Source organism: Neisseria sp. HMSC070A01 (assembly GCF_001810165.1).
In the GTDB taxonomy this organism is placed as follows: Bacteria; Pseudomonadota; Gammaproteobacteria; order Burkholderiales; family Neisseriaceae; genus Neisseria.
In genome coordinates, this window is the sequence record NZ_KV800119.1 from 259,312 (window position 1) to 276,353 (window position 17,042).

The 17,042-nt window shown below is 51.9% G+C and carries 17 protein-coding genes and 1 tRNA gene; 10 read left to right on the forward strand and 8 right to left on the reverse strand.

The features are described from left to right. Positions 1-10: 10 nt before the first annotated feature. Positions 11-187 (reverse strand): hypothetical protein, encoded by a 177-nt coding sequence (locus HMPREF2711_RS11085; protein ID WP_168162752.1) that lies wholly within the window; start codon positions 185-187, stop codon positions 11-13. Positions 188-267: 80 nt separating this feature from the next. On the opposite strand from HMPREF2711_RS11085, the gene radA reads away from it, so the two are divergent. Both radA and HMPREF2711_RS02475 read left to right on the forward strand, forming a co-directional pair. After that, positions 268-1,644: a DNA repair protein RadA gene (gene radA, locus HMPREF2711_RS02470; protein ID WP_070615372.1), complete on the forward strand. Its 1,377-nt coding sequence runs from the start codon at positions 268-270 to the stop codon at positions 1,642-1,644. Positions 1,645-1,795: 151 nt separating this feature from the next. Beyond that, positions 1,796-2,602 (forward strand): DUF4198 domain-containing protein, encoded by an 807-nt coding sequence (locus tag HMPREF2711_RS02475; RefSeq protein WP_003747346.1) that lies wholly within the window; start codon positions 1,796-1,798, stop codon positions 2,600-2,602. 55 nt (positions 2,603-2,657) lie between these two features. Here the strand turns inward: HMPREF2711_RS02475 and HMPREF2711_RS02480 are convergent, their stop codons facing one another. Both HMPREF2711_RS02480 and HMPREF2711_RS02485 read right to left on the reverse strand, forming a co-directional pair. Continuing rightward, positions 2,658-3,218: a pseudouridine synthase gene (locus tag HMPREF2711_RS02480; protein WP_003747348.1), complete on the reverse strand. Its 561-nt coding sequence runs from the start codon at positions 3,216-3,218 to the stop codon at positions 2,658-2,660. An 80-nt stretch (positions 3,219-3,298) separates the two neighbouring features. After that, positions 3,299-3,391, reverse strand: a tRNA-Ser gene (locus tag HMPREF2711_RS02485). Positions 3,392-3,591: 200 nt separating this feature from the next. On the opposite strand from HMPREF2711_RS02485, the gene HMPREF2711_RS02490 reads away from it, so the two are divergent. The 8 genes from HMPREF2711_RS02490 to HMPREF2711_RS02525 all read left to right on the forward strand — a co-directional run bounded on the left by HMPREF2711_RS02490 (position 3,592) and on the right by HMPREF2711_RS02525 (position 13,428). Then, on the forward strand, positions 3,592-4,104 hold the full coding sequence (locus HMPREF2711_RS02490) for a hypothetical protein (RefSeq protein ID WP_003747350.1): 513 nt from the start codon (positions 3,592-3,594) through the stop codon (positions 4,102-4,104). Positions 4,105-4,156: 52 nt separating this feature from the next. Continuing rightward, a complete protein-coding gene (locus HMPREF2711_RS02495; protein ID WP_003747351.1) occupies positions 4,157-4,774 on the forward strand; it encodes a 4'-phosphopantetheinyl transferase family protein in 618 nt (205 codons plus the stop codon). A 93-nt stretch (positions 4,775-4,867) separates the two neighbouring features. Then, entirely contained in the window at positions 4,868-7,186 is a 2,319-nt protein-coding gene (locus tag HMPREF2711_RS02500) for an MMPL family transporter (RefSeq protein ID WP_003747353.1), read from the forward strand. A 134-nt stretch (positions 7,187-7,320) separates the two neighbouring features. Beyond that, positions 7,321-8,559, forward strand: a complete 1,239-nt coding sequence (locus HMPREF2711_RS02505) for an NAD(P)/FAD-dependent oxidoreductase (RefSeq protein ID WP_070615375.1) — start codon at positions 7,321-7,323, stop codon at positions 8,557-8,559. 97 nt (positions 8,560-8,656) lie between these two features. Continuing rightward, entirely contained in the window at positions 8,657-9,175 is a 519-nt protein-coding gene (locus HMPREF2711_RS02510; protein ID WP_003747357.1) for a hypothetical protein, read from the forward strand. A gap of 3 nt (positions 9,176-9,178) precedes the next feature. Next, positions 9,179-10,381 carry a beta-ketoacyl-ACP synthase gene (locus HMPREF2711_RS02515; protein WP_003747360.1) on the forward strand — a complete coding sequence of 401 codons (1,203 nt, stop codon included), beginning with the start codon at positions 9,179-9,181 and terminating at the stop codon, positions 10,379-10,381. Positions 10,382-10,553: 172 nt separating this feature from the next. After that, complete coding sequence (locus tag HMPREF2711_RS02520) at positions 10,554-12,776, forward strand: NADP-dependent isocitrate dehydrogenase (protein ID WP_070615378.1); 2,223 nt, start codon at positions 10,554-10,556, stop codon at positions 12,774-12,776. A gap of 58 nt (positions 12,777-12,834) precedes the next feature. Further along, a complete protein-coding gene (locus tag HMPREF2711_RS02525) occupies positions 12,835-13,428 on the forward strand; it encodes a LolA family protein (protein WP_003747363.1) in 594 nt (197 codons plus the stop codon). Between the two features lie 54 nt (positions 13,429-13,482). Here HMPREF2711_RS02525 and ylqF read toward each other — a convergent pair whose 3' ends face one another. The 5 genes from ylqF to ptsN form a co-directional block, all read right to left on the reverse strand. After that, positions 13,483-14,424 (reverse strand): ribosome biogenesis GTPase YlqF, encoded by a 942-nt coding sequence (gene ylqF / locus HMPREF2711_RS02530; protein WP_003747365.1) that lies wholly within the window; start codon positions 14,422-14,424, stop codon positions 13,483-13,485. A 93-nt stretch (positions 14,425-14,517) separates the two neighbouring features. Beyond that, positions 14,518-14,754, reverse strand: a complete 237-nt coding sequence (locus HMPREF2711_RS02535; protein WP_036493731.1) for a protocatechuate 3,4-dioxygenase — start codon at positions 14,752-14,754, stop codon at positions 14,518-14,520. Between the two features lie 34 nt (positions 14,755-14,788). Next, on the reverse strand, positions 14,789-15,643 hold the full coding sequence (rapZ, locus tag HMPREF2711_RS02540) for an RNase adapter RapZ (protein ID WP_003747370.1): 855 nt from the start codon (positions 15,641-15,643) through the stop codon (positions 14,789-14,791). Then, entirely contained in the window at positions 15,624-16,586 is a 963-nt protein-coding gene (gene hprK / locus HMPREF2711_RS02545; protein WP_003747372.1) for an HPr(Ser) kinase/phosphatase, read from the reverse strand. The genes rapZ and hprK overlap by 20 nt, the downstream gene beginning before the upstream one ends. Positions 16,587-16,589: 3 nt before the next feature. Next, a complete protein-coding gene (gene ptsN / locus HMPREF2711_RS02550; protein ID WP_003747374.1) occupies positions 16,590-17,039 on the reverse strand; it encodes a PTS IIA-like nitrogen regulatory protein PtsN in 450 nt (149 codons plus the stop codon). Between the last annotated feature and the right edge of the window lie 3 nt (positions 17,040-17,042).

Below are 17,042 nucleotides of genomic sequence, written 5' to 3' on the forward strand. Positions count from 1 at the left end.
TAATAGAGAACTAGGCAAGGCAAGGCAAGGCAAGGCAAGGCAAGGCAAGCTTACCATCGTTATTTTGAAATAAAATCATTTTTCTAAAACTTCCATGTAAATTTTTCCTATTATGCCGCAAAAAAACAGCAAATGCCGCTGCATTAAACAAGTGATGAATACTTGAAATTATAAATAAAGTATTCATAATCCCAAGGCCGTCTGAAAACGATATGATTGTTTTCAGACGACCTTTTCACACATCAAATATTCCACAGGGAAAACACTATGGCAAAAGCCCCAAAAACCATCTACCAATGTTCTGAATGCGGCGGTACGTCCCCGAAATGGCAAGGCAAATGCCCGCATTGCGGCGAGTGGAACACGCTTCAGGAAAGCCTGGCTTCGCCCGAACCGAAAAACGCCCGTTTCCAATCTTGGGCGGCGGACACTTCGACCGTCCAATCCCTCTCCGCCGTTACCGCTACCGAAGTGCCGCGCAATCCGACCGGCATGGGAGAACTTGACCGCGTATTGGGCGGTGGTTTGGTCGATGGCGCGGTTATCCTGCTCGGCGGCGACCCCGGCATCGGCAAATCCACACTGCTGTTGCAAACCATCGCCAAAATGGCGCAAAGCCGCAAAGTGCTGTACGTTTCCGGCGAAGAATCCGCCCAACAAGTCGCCCTGCGCGCGCAGCGTTTGGAACTGCCCACAGAAGGCGTGAACCTGCTTGCCGAAATCCGCATGGAAGCGATTCAGACGGCCTTGAAACAGCATCAGCCCGAAGTCGTGGTCATCGACTCCATTCAAACCATGTATTCCGACCAAATCACTTCCGCCCCCGGCTCCGTGTCGCAGGTGCGCGAATGTGCCGCCCAACTGACGCGTATGGCGAAACAGATGGACATCGCCATGATACTGGTCGGACACGTTACCAAAGACGGCGCGATTGCCGGCCCGCGCGTGCTGGAACACATGGTCGATACCGTGCTGTATTTCGAGGGCGACCAACATTCCAACTACCGCATGATACGCGCCATCAAAAACCGCTTCGGCGCGGCAAACGAACTGGGCGTATTCGCCATGACCGAAAACGGTTTGAAAGGCGTGTCCAACCCGTCCGCCATCTTCCTCGCCAGCTACCGCGACGACACCCCAGGTTCGTGCGTTTTAGTCACACAGGAAGGCAGCCGCCCGCTTTTGGTCGAAATTCAGGCATTGGTCGATGACGCACACGGCTTCACCCCCAAACGCCTCACCGTCGGCCTCGAACAAAACCGCCTCGCCATGCTGCTCGCCGTCCTCAACCGTCACGGCGGCATCGCCTGCTTCGACCAAGATGTGTTCCTCAACGCCGTCGGCGGCGTCAAAATCGGCGAACCCGCCGCCGACCTCGCCGTCATCCTCGCCATGCTCTCCAGCTTCCGCAACCGCCCCATGCCCGAAAAAACCGTGGTTTTCGGCGAAATCGGCTTAAGCGGCGAAGTCCGCCCTGTCGCACGCGGACAAGAGCGGCTCAAAGAAGCGGAAAAACTCGGCTTCAAACGCGCCATTGTCCCCAAAGCCAATATGCCGCGCAATGCCAAAGAGTTTCCAAACCTGAAAATCTACGGCGTCAGCAGTTTGCAGGAAGCGATTGACGTCTGTCGTGACGGGGACTAAACCGTTTCGATAATCTGATTCAAAAAACAATCAGCTAAAAGGCCGTCTGAAAGTTTTCAGACGGCCTCTCTTTAAATTTAAATAATTTTGTTATATTATAACGAACGACTTTATTCTATCTTTTCTACACATCGAAAATCGGAGAGAAATCATGAAAAAAACCGCTTTGCTTATCGCATCCGCCTTCCTGTTCAGTACTGCCGCACACGCCCATCGCGTTTGGGTTGAAACCGCCCACACACATGGCGGCGAATACCTTGAAGCCGAATTGGGCTATGGCGAATTCCCGGAACTTGAACCCATCGCCAAAGACCGCCTGCACATTTTCAGCAAACCCATGCAACTGGTGACTGAAAAAGGCAAAGAAAACATGATTCAAAAAGGCACATACAATTACCAATACCGCAGCAAACTGCCGGTCAAAGACGGCAGCTACTTGGTAACCGCCGAATACCAACCGACTTTCTGGTCTAAAAACAGCGCGGGCTGGAAGCAGGCAAGCATCAAAGAAATGCCTGATGCAAGCTATTGCGAACAAACCCGTATGTTCGGCAAAAACATCGTCAATGTCGGCCACGAAAGCGCAGATACGGCCATCATCACCAAGCAAGTCGGCCAACATTTGGAAATCGTACCTTTGGACAACCCTGCCAACGTCCACGTCGGCGAACGCTTCAAAGTCCGCGTCCTCTTCAATGGCGAGCCGCTGCCGAACGCCACCGTTACCGCCACATTTGACGGCTTCGATACCAGCGACCGCAGCAAAACCCATAAAACCGAAGCCCAAGCCTTTTCCGATACTACCGATGACAAAGGCGAAGTCAGCATCATTCCATTGCGCCAAGGTTTCTGGAAAGCCAGCGTAGAATACAAAGCCGATTTCCCCGATCAAAGCGTGTGCCAAAAGCAGGCGAACTACACCACTTTGACCTTCCAAATCGGTCATTCACATCATTGATTTTTCCATAACAAAAGGTCGTCTGAATAGTTCAGACGGCCTTTATTCATCCTATTTAAGGACGATGCGGCGCAAACCGCCATTGTCCCAATTCCAAATTCAAATCAAACAGATTCAGACGGCCTATTGCCACGCGGACCAAACGTAAACACGGAAAGCCTGCTTTCGCCGTCATCCTTCGCACTTGGCGGTTTTTCCCTTCCGAAATTTTAATTTCCACCCAAAAATCAGGTACGGATTTGCGCACGCGAATCGGCGGCACGCGCGGCCATAAAACATCCGCTTCGCCCTCTTCCAATACCCTGACCTCGGCCGGACGGGTCACAAAATCGCCCAAATCTACGCCACGGCGCAACAAATCCAATTTGGCTTCATCAGGAGAACCCTCCACCTGCGCCCAATAAGTTTTGACCTGCTTGAATTTCGGGTCGGCAATCTGCGCCTGCAAACGGCCATTATTGGTCAACAGCAGCAAACCCTCACTGTCTGTATCCAAACGTCCGGCCGGATAAAATCCCGGTTTCTCGACAAAATCCTTAAGGCACGGATGTTTTTCATGTGCGGAAAACTGGCAAATCACGCCATAAGGCTTGTTTAGGATAATCAAATCGTTCATTTCACACTTTCAGACGGCCTCAGATTCCAAGCAATCCCGGATAATAAAAAAGACACCGTATAAACGGTGTCTTTCATATTTGGCGGAGTAAGAGGGATTCGAACCCTCGATGCAGGTTGACCCCACATGCTTCCTTAGCAGGGAAGTGCCTTCAGCCTCTCAGCCATTACTCCTAAGGAAGACCGCAATATACGCCCTCTGCCCTCCTTCGTCAAGCATTAGCACCTCAAACTTTCTTAACACCATGAAATCATTTAAATAAAAATATAATATTTTTTGCATCATCCTATTTTTATACGGCTTTCATATATGTTAAAATGATTTTGTTTTCTGTAAACCTTTTTTCACACCCCTTAATTATAAAGGAGTCCGTATGTTACGTTTTTCTGCTTTGGTTGCCGTATCCGCCCTGATGCTTGCCGCTTGCTCACAATCCGGCAATTCTCAACCATCTGCTTCCTCCTCTCAAACTTCTACTCAAAAAACAACTGCCGCCGGTTCTGCCTGCCGCAGCATGGGTGAAGGCCATAAAGTCAATGGCAAAGGTCAAAACGATATTTATATGTGTAAAGTCGATGTAGCTTTGAACTCTGCCGAAGCGAAATCCGCTTTGGATCCCAGCATCCGCGTTCACTACGGCAGCACATCCGGCGCGACTTTGACTTCCCGTCAAATCTCCAACTCAGTCGGCAAAACCCCTGATGAAACCTGCCAACGCGCATTCTTAAGCGCAGTTAAACGCTTCCAAAGCACTGCACATCGCAAAAAAGCCAAATCCGTTCATCTGGTTAGCTACTTTGACAAAGTAACCAAAGGCGGTAACGAGTACGAATGCCACATCGCTACATTCAACAGCCGTGTGGTTTTGAAAGGCAGCTTCCACTAAGCAATGTCAAAAATGCCGGACTTCAAGATGAAGTTTGGCATTTTTCTATTTTATGGATACGACAACCCTTCACTGCCTGCTGGCCGATCCGTCTTTTGCCGCCTGCTACGACCATGCCTCTCTAAACGCAGCCGATTCCCAACGTTTGGCTGCCACGCCGCAACTGGCGCAGCGTCAGGACTGGCAAGTCAGCCGAGCATTAAAACAGCAAACCGATTTACCGACTGTATCACTGAGCCACAGCCAAGGCTTTGCCGCTTTATTGTGTGCGCCTCATCCCTTAACAGCCGGTATCGATATCGAATTTATCCGCCCGCGCGATTTCAAAGCGCTGTCGGCTTTGGTCTGCACGCAGGAAGAGCAAGACTTTTTGGAAACGGCAAACTGGCCGTCTGAAACGTTTTACCGATTGTGGTGTTTCAAAGAAGCCCTGATTAAAGCGGCGAATTTGGATTTCCCGTCAGACATGAAATCGGTCGGCTATGTTTTCGATTCAGGACAACCCGTCGGTTTACGCGCCGGAAAGCAAACCGATTGGCGTGGCACAAGCGCGATTTTGGCGGATACGATGGCACTTGCCTGCGTTTGGCAGGGAAAAGCCGTCGCTCTGCAATGGCAGTTTTTCGGTTCACTCAAGCCCAATGATTTAACCGACCGGCAAACCATCTAATAACTGACAAAATAATAATAATCTGATTTAATTTACTGTACTTTTACTGATTCCACACACCAACAGCAGCATTTGCAAAAGGCCGTCTGAACGATGAATCTTCGCCTCCTAAACCGCCTCTATACTGCCCTTATCCTGTTTCTCACCCTGTTTTTGGTTTATGCCTTTGCTTCACAAGCACGCATCCAAACCGATTTGACCGCGTTGTTGCCGAGCGAGCAGCAACCCGATGCCTTACTGACGGCTGCGGATAAAGCCGCAGAAGCGCAGCTCAATTCGCAAATCATTTTGCTTGCCGGCAGTACCGATGCCGAAACCGCTTTTCAAACGGCCTCTCAAATTGCCGATGCATGGCGCAAGAGCGGCGTATTTGAACAAGTCGACAGCAGCATGACGCCGAATTTGGACAAGGTGCGGGCGGATATGCAGAAACTGGGCTTGGCCGTTTTGCCGCAAGACGAAATCCGCCTGCTGTTTGAGCAGCCGCAAGCCTATTTTCAAGCGCGCGCAGAAGCCGCGGCCAATCCGTTTGCCGCCCCCTCCCCTTTGTCTTTAGAACAAGACTGGCTGGGCTTCGGACGCTTTGTTGCCGACAAAGCCAATCCGCAAAGCCGTTTGCAGTGGGACATGGACAACGGCATGCTGTTTGCCGAAGACCAAGGCAAAACTTGGGTATTTTTACGCGGACGGCTCGCCGGCGGCGATCAATTTTCCGGCAACGATGCCCTCTTGCCGCTGATGGCGCAAAGCCGTCAAATCGCTTCGGAAAACGGCGCAGAAACCTTAAGCGCAGGTGGCGCATTGTTCGCCGCCGTATCCAAAGCAGCTGCAGAAAAAGAAAGCCGGCTGATGAGCATGGTCGGATTGGGGCTGACCTTTGCTCTGCTGTTGTGGGTCTTCCGCAGCGGCCGCGTATTTTTGCTGTCCTTGCCGCTGGCAGCCGGTATGTTGACCGGATTGGCAGTTGCATTATTAACCTTCGGCGAAGTGCATATCCTGACCATCGTCATCGGCACCAGCTTGGTGGGTATGTTGGTGGATTTCCCGTTGCACTGGCTTGCGCCGTCGGTATTCGGGCCGTCTGAAAAGACCGTTTGGCAGGCTGAATCGGCAATAAAACATGTCTTGCCGAGCTTTGTCGTCAGCCTGACGATTACCGTCTTGGGCTACGCGCTGCTGTGGTTCACCCCTTTGCCTGTACTGCGCCAAACCGCCGTATTTTCAGGCTTTGCCTTATTTGGCGCGTTTGGTGCCACCGTTTTATGGCTGCCGCCGCTGTTTCGCCGCTACCGTGCCAAAACCGTGCCTTTTGCCGCATTAACCGAAAAGCTCTATTCCTTGTCAGGCCGTCTGAAAAACCGCCTGCACAAACGCGGCTGGTTAATCGTGGGCGGAATTTTGCTGGCAGTCGGACTGTGGCGCAGCGACTGGCGTGACGACATCCGTCAATGGGTCAATATGCCGACCGCGATGTTGACAGAAGTACAACAAATCGGCCGGTTGAGCGGCACAGATTTTGGCGGCAAATATTTGGTGGCCGAAGCACAAAGCGAAGATGCCCTGTTGAAGAAAACCGCCGAACTCGGCCACGCCCTGCAGCCCTTAATCGCGCAAGGCAAACTTTCCGGCATCCAATCGCCCGACCAATTCATCCTGCCGACAACGGAACAGCAAAAACTGCAAAACCGCCTGCGCGAATTGACCAAGTTGCCTGATAGCTGGAAACCGCTTACCGAAATCGGTATTCCGCGCAAAACCGTGCGCGATGCCCTGCTGCAAGCCGCCGATATGCAACCATTGTCGCTTTCAGACGGCCTGAATACCGATTTGGCAGAAGCTTGGCGTTCCTTGTATTTGGGCGAAGTGGAACCAGGCCGTTTTGCTGCCGTCGTGCGTTTGAACGGCATGGCCGATGAAGCCGCCGTACGCGCCGCAGTGCAACACGTCTCCGGCATACATTGGGCAGACAAACGTGCCCACTTAAACGAGCTTTTCCACCACACGCGCAATCAGGCCGCATGGTTGAAACTGGCTTCCTATGCCTTGGCATGGCTGCTTTTATGGAAAATGTTCGGTTTCAAACGCGGCAGCAAAATCCTTGCCGTGCCGCTGGCCGCGGCCATCTGCACCGTTGCCGTACTCGGTTTGGCCGGCATTCCCGTCAGCCTGTTTGCCATGTTCGGCCTGCTTTTAGTATCCGCCATCGGCGTGGACTATGCCGTCTATGCCGCCACCGCACACCACAGCGCGCCGGCAAAATTAGGCGGCATGCTGCTTGCCGCCGCGACGACTGCCATTTCCTTTGCCCTGCTCGCCATCAGCAGCACGCCCGCCGTTGCCGCGTTCGGCATGACGGTTACCATCGGTGTGGCATTCAATATTTGGCTGGCAGGCACATTGTTGAAAAATTAGACAAAAAAATAAAGACGATTGAAATTAAGGCGATATTTTGTTTCAACTTCTATCGCCAAGCTACAAAAGGCCGTCTGAAAAACTCAGGCGACGGATTAAACATTATTTATCATTAAAATCAAAGGTATTTTAAAATGTCCGTAGAATTTGACGTTGCCGTTATCGGCGCAGGCCCTTCGGGTTCGGTTGCTTCTGCTTTGCTGAACAAACAAGGCTTTAAAGTTTGCGTATTGGAAAAACAACATTTCCCGCGCTTTGTCATCGGCGAAAGCCTGCTGCCGCATTGCATGGAAATGTTGGAAGAAGCCGGTTTTGCCGATGCCGTGCATGCCGAGCCCAGCTTTCAATTTAAAGACGGTGCTGCGTTTTCATGGGGCAGCCGTTACACAGATTTCAACTTTACTGAAAAATTTTCAGACGGCCCCGGCACCATTTATCAAGTGCGCCGCGGCATCTTCGACAAAATCCTGATTGATGAAGCGGCAAAACAAGGCGTCGATGTCCGCTTCGAACACGGCGTAACCGCGTTTGACAACAGCGGCGATGTGGCACGCTTGAGCGTTGCGACCGATACAGGCGAAAACTATGAATTGACCGCCAAATTCATTTTGGATGCCAGCGGTTACGGCCGCGTCCTGCCCCGCCTTTTGGACTTGGAAAGCCCGTCCGAGCTTCCTCCTCGCCAAGCCCACTTCACGCATATCGACGACAACATCACCAGCCCGAAATTCGACCGCAACAAAATCCTGATCAACACGCATCCTGAACATCGCGATGTCTGGATTTGGCTGATTCCTTTCGGCGACAACCGCTGCTCCATCGGCGTTGTCGGCACGCCCGACAAACTGGCCGGCGAATCAGAAGCCGTGTTGAAAAAATTTGTGTACGAATGCCCGATGCTGGCGGAAATTTTAGATAAAGCCGTTTGGGAAAACGACTTCCCGTTCCGCTCTATCCAAGGCTACTCCGCCAACGTGAAAACCTTATACGGCAAACATTTCGCCCTTTTGGGCAACGCCGCCGAATTCCTCGACCCCGTCTTCTCCTCCGGCGTAACCATTGCCCTGCACTCTGCCAAACTGGCTGCCGACTTGTTGGCCAAACAACTCAAAGGCGAAGCCGTCGATTGGCAAACTGAATTTGCCGACCAATTGATGATCGGCGTGAACGCGTTCCGCACTTATGTAAACGGTTGGTACGATTTCCGCTTTCAAAACGCCATCTATGCGCCCAACCGCAGCCCTGAAATCAGCCGCATGATTTCGTCTATTTTGGCAGGCTACGCTTGGGACACGAACAATCCATTCGTGGAAAAATCCGAGCAACGCTTGTCCACACTTGCCGCATTGGTGGGTGATTTGAAGGTAGAATAAGGAAGAATGCCTTTCAGACGGCCGCGCCTAAAAACAGAACAGGCCGTCTGAAAATCTACCCTCATCATTAAATATTTTGACCGATAGATAAAACCTTATGCGATTTATCCCTTTGCTTGCTGCACTGCTACTTTCCGCATGCGCAACCTCGCTCCCTCATCCGCAAACGCTGCCACCGCTTTCCAAAGAAGGCCAATGGTTCAAACTCGAGCAAACCAATGCGGCGGGGCAAACCGTTCAAACCAATCTCTTGGCAGTCGAACCTCATTCAGACGGCATCCGCTTTGTCCAAACCGATGCACTGGGCGCGCCGGTATCGCGTCAATCGGTCAGCACCAAAGGCTGGAAAAATGACGGCTTTGTGATGCCCAATGCCGCTTCGCGCCGACTGTTTGCCGCCCTGTTGCCGCTTTTGGCTGCTGAACACGCCGCCACGCTTTACCCTGAAGCCCGCCAACAAAACGCCACCCATCAAGGCTTCTGCCCTGACGGCAAAGGCGCGGTATTCAGCTACCGCGAGCGTGATTTGTGGTGTGTCGCCCACCATTCCGAACAATTCCTCATCGGCTTCCCCGACCAAACTTTCTGGACGGTCAGCCCGATTGCAGAAGACTAATTCATGAATACTCCTGTTTATCTCAGCCGTCCGGCACTGACCAGCGCATTGGGCAGCGGCTTGCAAGTTCATGCCGAAGCCTTACTCACGCCGTCTGAAAACACGCCCCTGACTTTTTCAGACCAATGGGTAAAAGGCAAAACGCATGCTTTCGGTGCCGTCAAAGAAACCCTGATGCCCCTGCCCGACAACATCCCCGAAGCACACCGCAGCCGCAACAACCAGCTTATCCTGCACGCGCTTTCGCAAATAGACGGACTGATTCAGACGGCCATTGCCCGTTACGGCAAAGAAAGGGTCGCTGTCGTTACCGGTACGTCCACCAGTGGCGCAGACGAAAATATCCCTTTGTTCCAACACGTTGTCCAAGGCGGTGCATGGACGAATGTTCCGTTCAAACAGCTGCAACACACCATGGCTTCGCCCTCCGAATTTATCGCCCAAGTTTACGGTCTGGACGGCTTGCGCTATACCGTTTCCACCGCCTGCACTTCCGGCGCACGCGCCCTCATCAGCGCAGCCCGGCTGCTTCGTGCCGGATTGTGTGATGCCGTGATTTGCGGCGGCGCAGATACGCTTTCTCCGCTGACGATCAATGGTTTTGCCTCTTTGGAAGTGCTTTCAGACGGCATTGCCAAGCCTTTTTCCGCCAACCGCAACGGTATCAATATCGGCGAAGCGGCCGCATTTTTCGTGATGACGCGCGATGCCGATTTTGACGGCGAAATGCAGTTGCTGGGCTACGGTGCAAGCAGCGATGCCTACCATATGTCTTCGCCCCGCCCAGACGGTTTGGGTGCAGCCCAATCCTTTCAGGCTGCTTTGGATAAAGCCGGTTTGAAAGCGGAAGACATCGGCTGGATCAATCTACACGGCACCGGCACGCAGCACAACGACAGCATGGAAAGCCGGGCCGTTGCCGAAGTATTTGGCAGCCACACCCTTTGCACCTCAACCAAGCCGTCCACCGGTCATACTTTGGGTGCAGCCGGTGCAATCGAAGCCGCGTTTGCCTGGTTGATGGTCAACCGCCAATACAATCCGGAAGGCAAACTGCCGCCCCAACAATGGGACAATGTACCCGATTCCGAGCTGCCCAACATCGCTTTGACCGACGGCAACAGCCGCTGGCCGTCTGAAAAACGCATTGCCGCCAGCTCGTCTTTTGCCTTCGGCGGCAGCAATGCCGTTTTGATTATCGGATAAGTCCTTATATTTAGGCTGTCTTTTCAGACGGCCTTTTTCTTTTCCGCAACTTAAAAAACAATAACATCAAAACAACAACCAAATCCGCCGAAATATGCCATAATAGGCTTAGCACATTTCATCTCGCGATGTGCCCGAAAAGAAAAACTTAACCTACATAGAGAATGAACCCATGACTAAATCCACCATTATCTATACCTACACCGACGAAGCTCCTGCATTGGCCACTCAATCCCTGTTGCCGATTGTGCAGGCGTTTACCCGCCACGCCGACATTGATGTCAAAACCAGCGACATTTCTCTCTCCGGCCGTATTTTGGCGGCGTTCCCCGAATACCTGACCGAAGCGCAACGCGTACCCGATGCGCTTGCCGAGTTGGGCGAACTGGTGAAACAACCCGATGCAAACGTAATCAAACTGCCGAACATCAGCGCGTCCGTACCGCAACTGACTGCCGCGATTAAAGAATTGCAGTCTAAAGGCTTTGCCGTCCCCGACTATCCCGCCGACCCGCAAACCGATGAAGAAAAAGCCGTACGCGAACGCTACGACCGCATCAAAGGCAGCGCGGTCAACCCTGTCCTGCGCGAAGGCAACTCCGACCGCCGCGCGCCTAAAGCAGTGAAAAACTTTGCGAAAAAACATCCGCACAGCATGGGCGCATGGACCAAAGATTCCAAAACCCACGTTGCCACCATGCAAAGCGGCGACTTTTTCCATAACGAACAATCCGTTACCGTACCCGATGCGACTTCCGTATCCATCGTGTTCACCGACAAACAAGGCAACAAAAAAGAGCTGCGCGAGCCTGTTGCCCTGAAAGCCGGCGAAATCATCGATGCGACCGTGATGAGCAAAAAAGCCCTGCTCGCCTTCCTTGCCGAACAAGTGAAAGACGCAAAAGCAAAAGGCGTATTGTTCTCGCTGCACATGAAAGCCACAATGATGAAAGTGTCCGACCCGATTATCTTCGGACACGCCGTCAAAGTATTCTTTGCACCTGTATTTGAAAAATTCGGCGACAAATTGGCTGCCGCAGGTGTCAACGTCAACAACGGCTTCGGCAACCTGCTTGCCAATCTGGATAAACTGGATGCGGACACCCGCGTTGCCGTCGAAGCCGAAATCGCCGCCGTTTACGCCGCCAACCCTGATTTGGCCATGGTTGATTCCGACAAAGGCATCACCAACCTGCACGTTCCTAGCGATGTCATCGTCGATGCTTCCATGCCCGCGATGATCCGCAACTCCGGCCGTATGTGGGATAAAGACGGCAAAGCGCAAGATACCAAAGCCGTCATTCCCGACAGCAGCTATGCCGGCGTTTACCAAGCAACCATCGACTTCTGTCGCGAACACGGTGCGTTTGATCCGACAACCATGGGTACCGTTCCTAACGTCGGTCTGATGGCGCAAGCAGCCGAAGAATACGGTTCACACAACAAAACCTTCGAAATCGAAGCCGACGGCCAAGTTCAAGTCATTGATGCAGCAGGTAATGTCCTGATGCAACACAATGTTGAAGCCGGCGACATCTGGCGTATGTGCCAAACCAAAGACGCGCCCGTCAAAGACTGGGTACAACTCGCCGTCAACCGCGCCCGTCTGAGCAATACACCAGCCGTATTCTGGCTCGATGAAAACCGTCCGCACGATAAAAGCCTGCTCGCCAAGGTTAAAACCTACCTTGCCGAACTAGATACCGACGGCCTCGACATCCGCGTCCTCGCGCCTGAAGAAGCCGCTAAATTCAGCTTGGGCCGTCTGAAAAACGGCGAAGACACCATTTCCGTAACCGGCAACGTCCTGCGCGACTACCTGACCGACTTGTTCCCGATTTTGGAACTCGGCACCAGTGCGAAAATGCTGTCCATCGTTCCATTGATGAACGGCGGCGGTATGTTTGAAACCGGCGCGGGCGGCTCCGCACCGAAACACGTCCAACAGTTCCTCGAAGAAAACCACTTGCGCTGGGACTCTTTGGGCGAATTCCTCGCGCTCGCCGTCTCGTTTGAACATCTGGCGCAAAAAACCGGCAACGCCAAAGCCCAAGTCCTCGCCGACACTTTGGATGCCGCCACCGAAAAACTGCTGTTGAACGACAAATCGCCCAAACGCAAAGCAGGCGAACTCGACAACCGCGGCAGCCATTTCTACCTCACCCTCTACTGGGCGCAAGAATTGGCAGCGCAAGACAAAGATGCCGAACTGAAAGCCGCATTTGCACCGTTGGCAGCCGCTTTGACTGCCGACGAAGCCAAAATCGTTGAAGAACTCTCTGCCGTACAAGGCAAAGCGGTCGACATCGGCGGCTACTACGCAGCCAATCCTGAAAAAGCCGCGCAAGCGATGCGTCCGAGCGCAACCTTTAATCAGGCATTGTCAGCCTTATAATTAAAGTAATAAAAGGCCGTCTGAACTTTCAGACGGCCTCAAACCTTATGGAAACACAATGAAAAAAACCATTCTTTCTCTTACTCTCCTCATCAGTGCTCCGGCTTTGTGGGCATTTTCCCCTGCCGAATTGGCACAAACCCTGCAAAAACCGCAAAACGTGCAAGGCAATTTTGTCCAACAACGCCAGCTCAAATCCCTCAGCAAACCCATGACCACCAGCGGCAGCTTTACCCTTGTCCCACAAAAAGGCCTGCTCTGGAAAATGCAAAAACCATTTGAAACCACCCTGCGCGTGCGTTCAGACGGCATCATGCAATGGAACGGCAGCCAATGGGTCAACCCAAATGCCAGCAAGCTCAACGGCCAAAGCCGCCAAATCAAACTTTTCCTCGACCTTTTGGGCGGCAATACTCAAGGTTTGGAAAAACAATTTGATTTGAAATTAAACGGCAACGAAAAAAAATGGACGTTGACCCTGACTCCGAAAACCGCCATTACCCGCCAAATTTTCAACCGTATCGAAATCAACGGCGATACGCTGGTGCGTAAAATCGAATTGGACGAAAAGCAAGGCGACAAAACCACCATGCAGTTCAACCAAATCCAAACCGATAAAGCTCTGGACAGCTTCAGCCGTACCGCCCTGTAATTGTCTATTCCAACAAAAGGCCGTCTGAAAATAGATTTCAGACGGCCTTTTGTATTAATCGGCTGAAGGCTGCTGCCCTTTTCGTTCCGCCTTTCTGGCTTCGCGTATGGCTTTAAGTTCGGCCTCTTTCTGCCTAGCTTTTTTCAGCCAAGCTTCCCATTGGTTTGGCGTTTCCAGCGTGATTCTGCCGATTTTTCCTTCGCGGAAATCGGTCAGTATATTTTCAGCGGCCTTTTGATAATTGATTCGTCCGCCGCTCAAAACCGCTCCGCGTTTTTTGGCAATCCACTCCAACCAAGAAGTATCGTCCCAATGGCTGCTTGGATCTTTGTCGGCTTGATAACGCTCTTGCAACAAAGCCAGATAATGGCGGCGGAGGTAATCCAAAAGCTCAAGCGCCACTTCTTCTTCGTCCAGAGCGTTACGCCCGACTGCACCGCCGGCCGCAAGGTTATAGCCGCCTTCTTCAACGATAATTTTTGGCCACAACATACCGGGGGTATCGTAAAGCCAGAAATCGTCGGCAAGGAAAAGGCGCTGTTCGGCTTTGGTAATACCGGGTTCATTACCGGTTTTGGCAGATTTTTTGCCGATCATGCCGTTAATCAAGGTGGATTTGCCGACGTTGGGAATACCGCAAATCAGAACACGCAACGGCTTCTCGATACCTTGACGATGCGGAATCATGGCGCGGCAGGCTTGGGTAATTTTTCCATGCGCGCCGGTTTCGGAAGAATCCAGCGCAATGGCGCGGGTATCTTGACGGCTGTTGTAGTGTTCGAGCCAAACTTTAGTGCGCTCAGGATCGGCGAGGTCTTGTTTGTTTAAGATTTTCAGTTTGGGCTTGCCTTTGGACAACTGGGCAAGCAAAGGGTTTTCGCTGGAAGCAGGCATACGCGCGTCCAACATCTCAATCACCATATCAACGCTTTTAATGCGTTCGGCAATGGCTTTTTTTGCCTTGTTCATGTGGCCGGGAAACCATTGGATAGCCATGTCTTTTTATTCTTTCTATTCGTATCTGAGGCCGTCTGAACAATCATTGTTTTTCAGACGGCCTCGGTATTGGGATAATCGGTCAATCAGGATTTAGAGGTTGCCATGTTCATAGCTGTAATAACCTGCTTCATCCATACATTGCTCAAACGTTTTGGATGTATTGCCACGTTTGGTTCCATTTTGAGCTTGTGATTTGCAGGTATTGATTTGGCGGGAAACTTCAGCTTCGCTCGCGCCGGTGCGGTGCCAACGGTAAGCTGTTACAGGCTCTGTTGCACAGGCGGTCAAGATAAGCAGGGATAATGCGGTCAGACTGATTTTTTTCATGGTTTCTTCCTTTGAGGCCGTCTGAAACGGCAAGTTAGCGTCCTGCCAAGCTTTGAGCCTGACGGTGGCGGACAAGGAGTTCGTAACGGCCTTTGAGGCGCTCGGCCAGTTTTTCCACAACATAAACGGAGCGGTGCTGACCGCCGGTACAACCGATGGCAATCGTCACATAACTGCGGCTCTCTTGCTGCAGACGCGGCAGCCAGCGGTTTAAGAAATGCTCAATATCATCAACCATTTCTTGAACCAAAGGCTGCTGGTCCAAATAATCTTGAATGGGTTTGTCCATACCGGTAAAGGGGCGCAATTCAGGATCGTAATACGGATTGGGCAGGCTGCGCATGTCAAACATAAAGTCGGCATTATTGGGAACGCCGTATTTGAAACCAAAGGACTCAAGAATAACCAGCAAACCGATGCGTTCAATGTTGAGCCATTGTTGAACGGCATAACGCAGCTGCTGCGCATTCATTTTGGACGTATCGATGCAATATGCAATGTCTTTGAGCGGAAAGAGCCATTCGCGTTCTTTTTGCAGGCTTTCCAACAAGGTCAGATTATGGCCGGACAAAGGATGGCCGCGGCGGGTTTCCGAGAAGCGGCGTACCAACACGCCCTCTTCTGCTTCAATAAAGAGGACTTCGACTTGATGCCCTTCATGACGCAAATATTGGATTTGCTCTTGCGCTTCCTGAATATTGATACCGGAACGGATGTCAACGCTGACACCGAGTTTGGTTTCATCGGCACGTTCGATGTGGAGCGAAACCAACGACGGAAGCATTTCCAAGGGAAGATTATCGACACAGTAATAGCCCAAATCTTCGAGCTGCTTGAGGGCTACGGATTTTCCTGAGCCGGATAAGCCGCTAATCAGGACGATTTTCATGGTTTTGTTCGTTTTCTTTGAGTTGTGTTTGATGGCGTTCGAGGAATTCTTTGGTGCTGTCTTTGCCGCGCAATTGAAGGATGTAATTGCGCACTGCAGCTTCAACCAATACTGCTAAGTTTCGACCGATTGCAACAGGCAGGGTAACGGAACGGACGCTGACGTTGAGGATAGATTCTGTTTCGGTACGGATGCTCAATCGATCGAGTTGTTTCATGTATCCGTCGTCGGCCGGAACCAAATTGATAATCAGCTGGAGGATTTTTTTCGGACGGATGGAGGTTTCGCCAAAAATATGGCGGATATTGAGTATGCCCAAACCGCGTACTTCGAGGAAATCACGCAGCATAGGCGGGCAACGGCCTTCCAGCATTTCCGGGCCGGTGCGGAAGAGTTCGACCGCATCATCGGCAATCAGGCTGTGCCCACGCGAAATCAGCTCCAATGCCAATTCGCTCTTACCCAAGCCGGACTGCCCGGTAATGAGTACGCCCACTTCAAATACATCCAAAAATACGCCGTGCTTGATGGTGGAAGTCGCCAATGTGCGTTGCAGATAAATCCGCAAAACGTCCATCAAGTGCGGGCTTTCCTGTTTGGATGTCAGTAAAGGGATACTGTTGGTATGGCAATAATCGCGCAATTTGGGCGAAACCGGCAGACCGTTGGCGACGATGACCAAAGACATGGGAATGTCGAAAAGCTCGCCGAAATCATAGTTGAGTTCGCCCGATTCCAGACGGCGTAAATATTCGGCTTCGGCTACGCCGACAACTTGAATTTGGTTGGGATGGATAAAGTTTAAGTGGCCGACCAAGGCCAAGACGGGTTTATCGGCTTCGACACCGATACGGTTGTCCGCGCCGGAATTGCCGGCAGCCCAAGCAAGTTCGAGTTTGTGCTGATTGTCGGAAAACAGGCGGCGGACGGATATGCTGGGCATGAATTACTCTTCGGTCAGGAGTGTGCGTACTTCTTCGGCAGAAGTCGCGGCCATCAATGCTTCACGGACGGCTTTTTGAGAGAATCTGCCGGCCAGTTTGGACAAGACTTCCAAATGTTCGCCGGTAGCGTTTTCAGGCACAAGCAGGATAAAAATCAGGGAAACGGGTTTGCCGTCGGGCGCATCAAAGGCGACCGGCTCTTTGGTGCGGATAAACGCACCGGTGGCTTTTTTCACGCATGCGTGACGGCCGTGGGGAATCGCCACCCCCTGCCCCAAACCGGTCGAACCGAGTTTTTCACGGGCAAACAGGCAGTCGAACACGTTGGCATTCGGTAATTCTGCTTCATTCTCCAGCAGCTGTGCGGCCTCTTCAAACAGACGCTTTTTGCTGCTGACTTCCAAATCCAAAACGATATGGGACAAAGGTAAAATTTCGCCGATCAGGCTCATATG

What these genes read in the sequence shown, in the direction of transcription:
- HMPREF2711_RS11085 (WP_168162752.1), bottom strand. Translation starts at nt 187, where the DNA reads ATGAATACTTTATTTATAATTTCAAGTATTCATCACTTGTTTAATGCA.
- radA (WP_070615372.1), top strand. Translation starts at nt 268, where the DNA reads ATGGCAAAAGCCCCAAAAACCATCTACCAATGTTCTGAATGCGGCGGT.
- HMPREF2711_RS02475 (WP_003747346.1), top strand. Translation starts at nt 1,796, where the DNA reads ATGAAAAAAACCGCTTTGCTTATCGCATCCGCCTTCCTGTTCAGTACT.
- HMPREF2711_RS02480 (WP_003747348.1), bottom strand. Translation starts at nt 3,218, where the DNA reads ATGAACGATTTGATTATCCTAAACAAGCCTTATGGCGTGATTTGCCAG.
- HMPREF2711_RS02490 (WP_003747350.1), top strand. Translation starts at nt 3,592, where the DNA reads ATGTTACGTTTTTCTGCTTTGGTTGCCGTATCCGCCCTGATGCTTGCC.
- HMPREF2711_RS02495 (WP_003747351.1), top strand. Translation starts at nt 4,157, where the DNA reads ATGGATACGACAACCCTTCACTGCCTGCTGGCCGATCCGTCTTTTGCC.
- HMPREF2711_RS02500 (WP_003747353.1), top strand. Translation starts at nt 4,868, where the DNA reads ATGAATCTTCGCCTCCTAAACCGCCTCTATACTGCCCTTATCCTGTTT.
- HMPREF2711_RS02505 (WP_070615375.1), top strand. Translation starts at nt 7,321, where the DNA reads ATGTCCGTAGAATTTGACGTTGCCGTTATCGGCGCAGGCCCTTCGGGT.
- HMPREF2711_RS02510 (WP_003747357.1), top strand. Translation starts at nt 8,657, where the DNA reads ATGCGATTTATCCCTTTGCTTGCTGCACTGCTACTTTCCGCATGCGCA.
- HMPREF2711_RS02515 (WP_003747360.1), top strand. Translation starts at nt 9,179, where the DNA reads ATGAATACTCCTGTTTATCTCAGCCGTCCGGCACTGACCAGCGCATTG.
- HMPREF2711_RS02520 (WP_070615378.1), top strand. Translation starts at nt 10,554, where the DNA reads ATGACTAAATCCACCATTATCTATACCTACACCGACGAAGCTCCTGCA.
- HMPREF2711_RS02525 (WP_003747363.1), top strand. Translation starts at nt 12,835, where the DNA reads ATGAAAAAAACCATTCTTTCTCTTACTCTCCTCATCAGTGCTCCGGCT.
- ylqF (WP_003747365.1), bottom strand. Translation starts at nt 14,424, where the DNA reads ATGGCTATCCAATGGTTTCCCGGCCACATGAACAAGGCAAAAAAAGCC.
- HMPREF2711_RS02535 (WP_036493731.1), bottom strand. Translation starts at nt 14,754, where the DNA reads ATGAAAAAAATCAGTCTGACCGCATTATCCCTGCTTATCTTGACCGCC.
- rapZ (WP_003747370.1), bottom strand. Translation starts at nt 15,643, where the DNA reads ATGAAAATCGTCCTGATTAGCGGCTTATCCGGCTCAGGAAAATCCGTA.
- hprK (WP_003747372.1), bottom strand. Translation starts at nt 16,586, where the DNA reads ATGCCCAGCATATCCGTCCGCCGCCTGTTTTCCGACAATCAGCACAAA.
- ptsN (WP_003747374.1), bottom strand. Translation starts at nt 17,039, where the DNA reads ATGAGCCTGATCGGCGAAATTTTACCTTTGTCCCATATCGTTTTGGAT.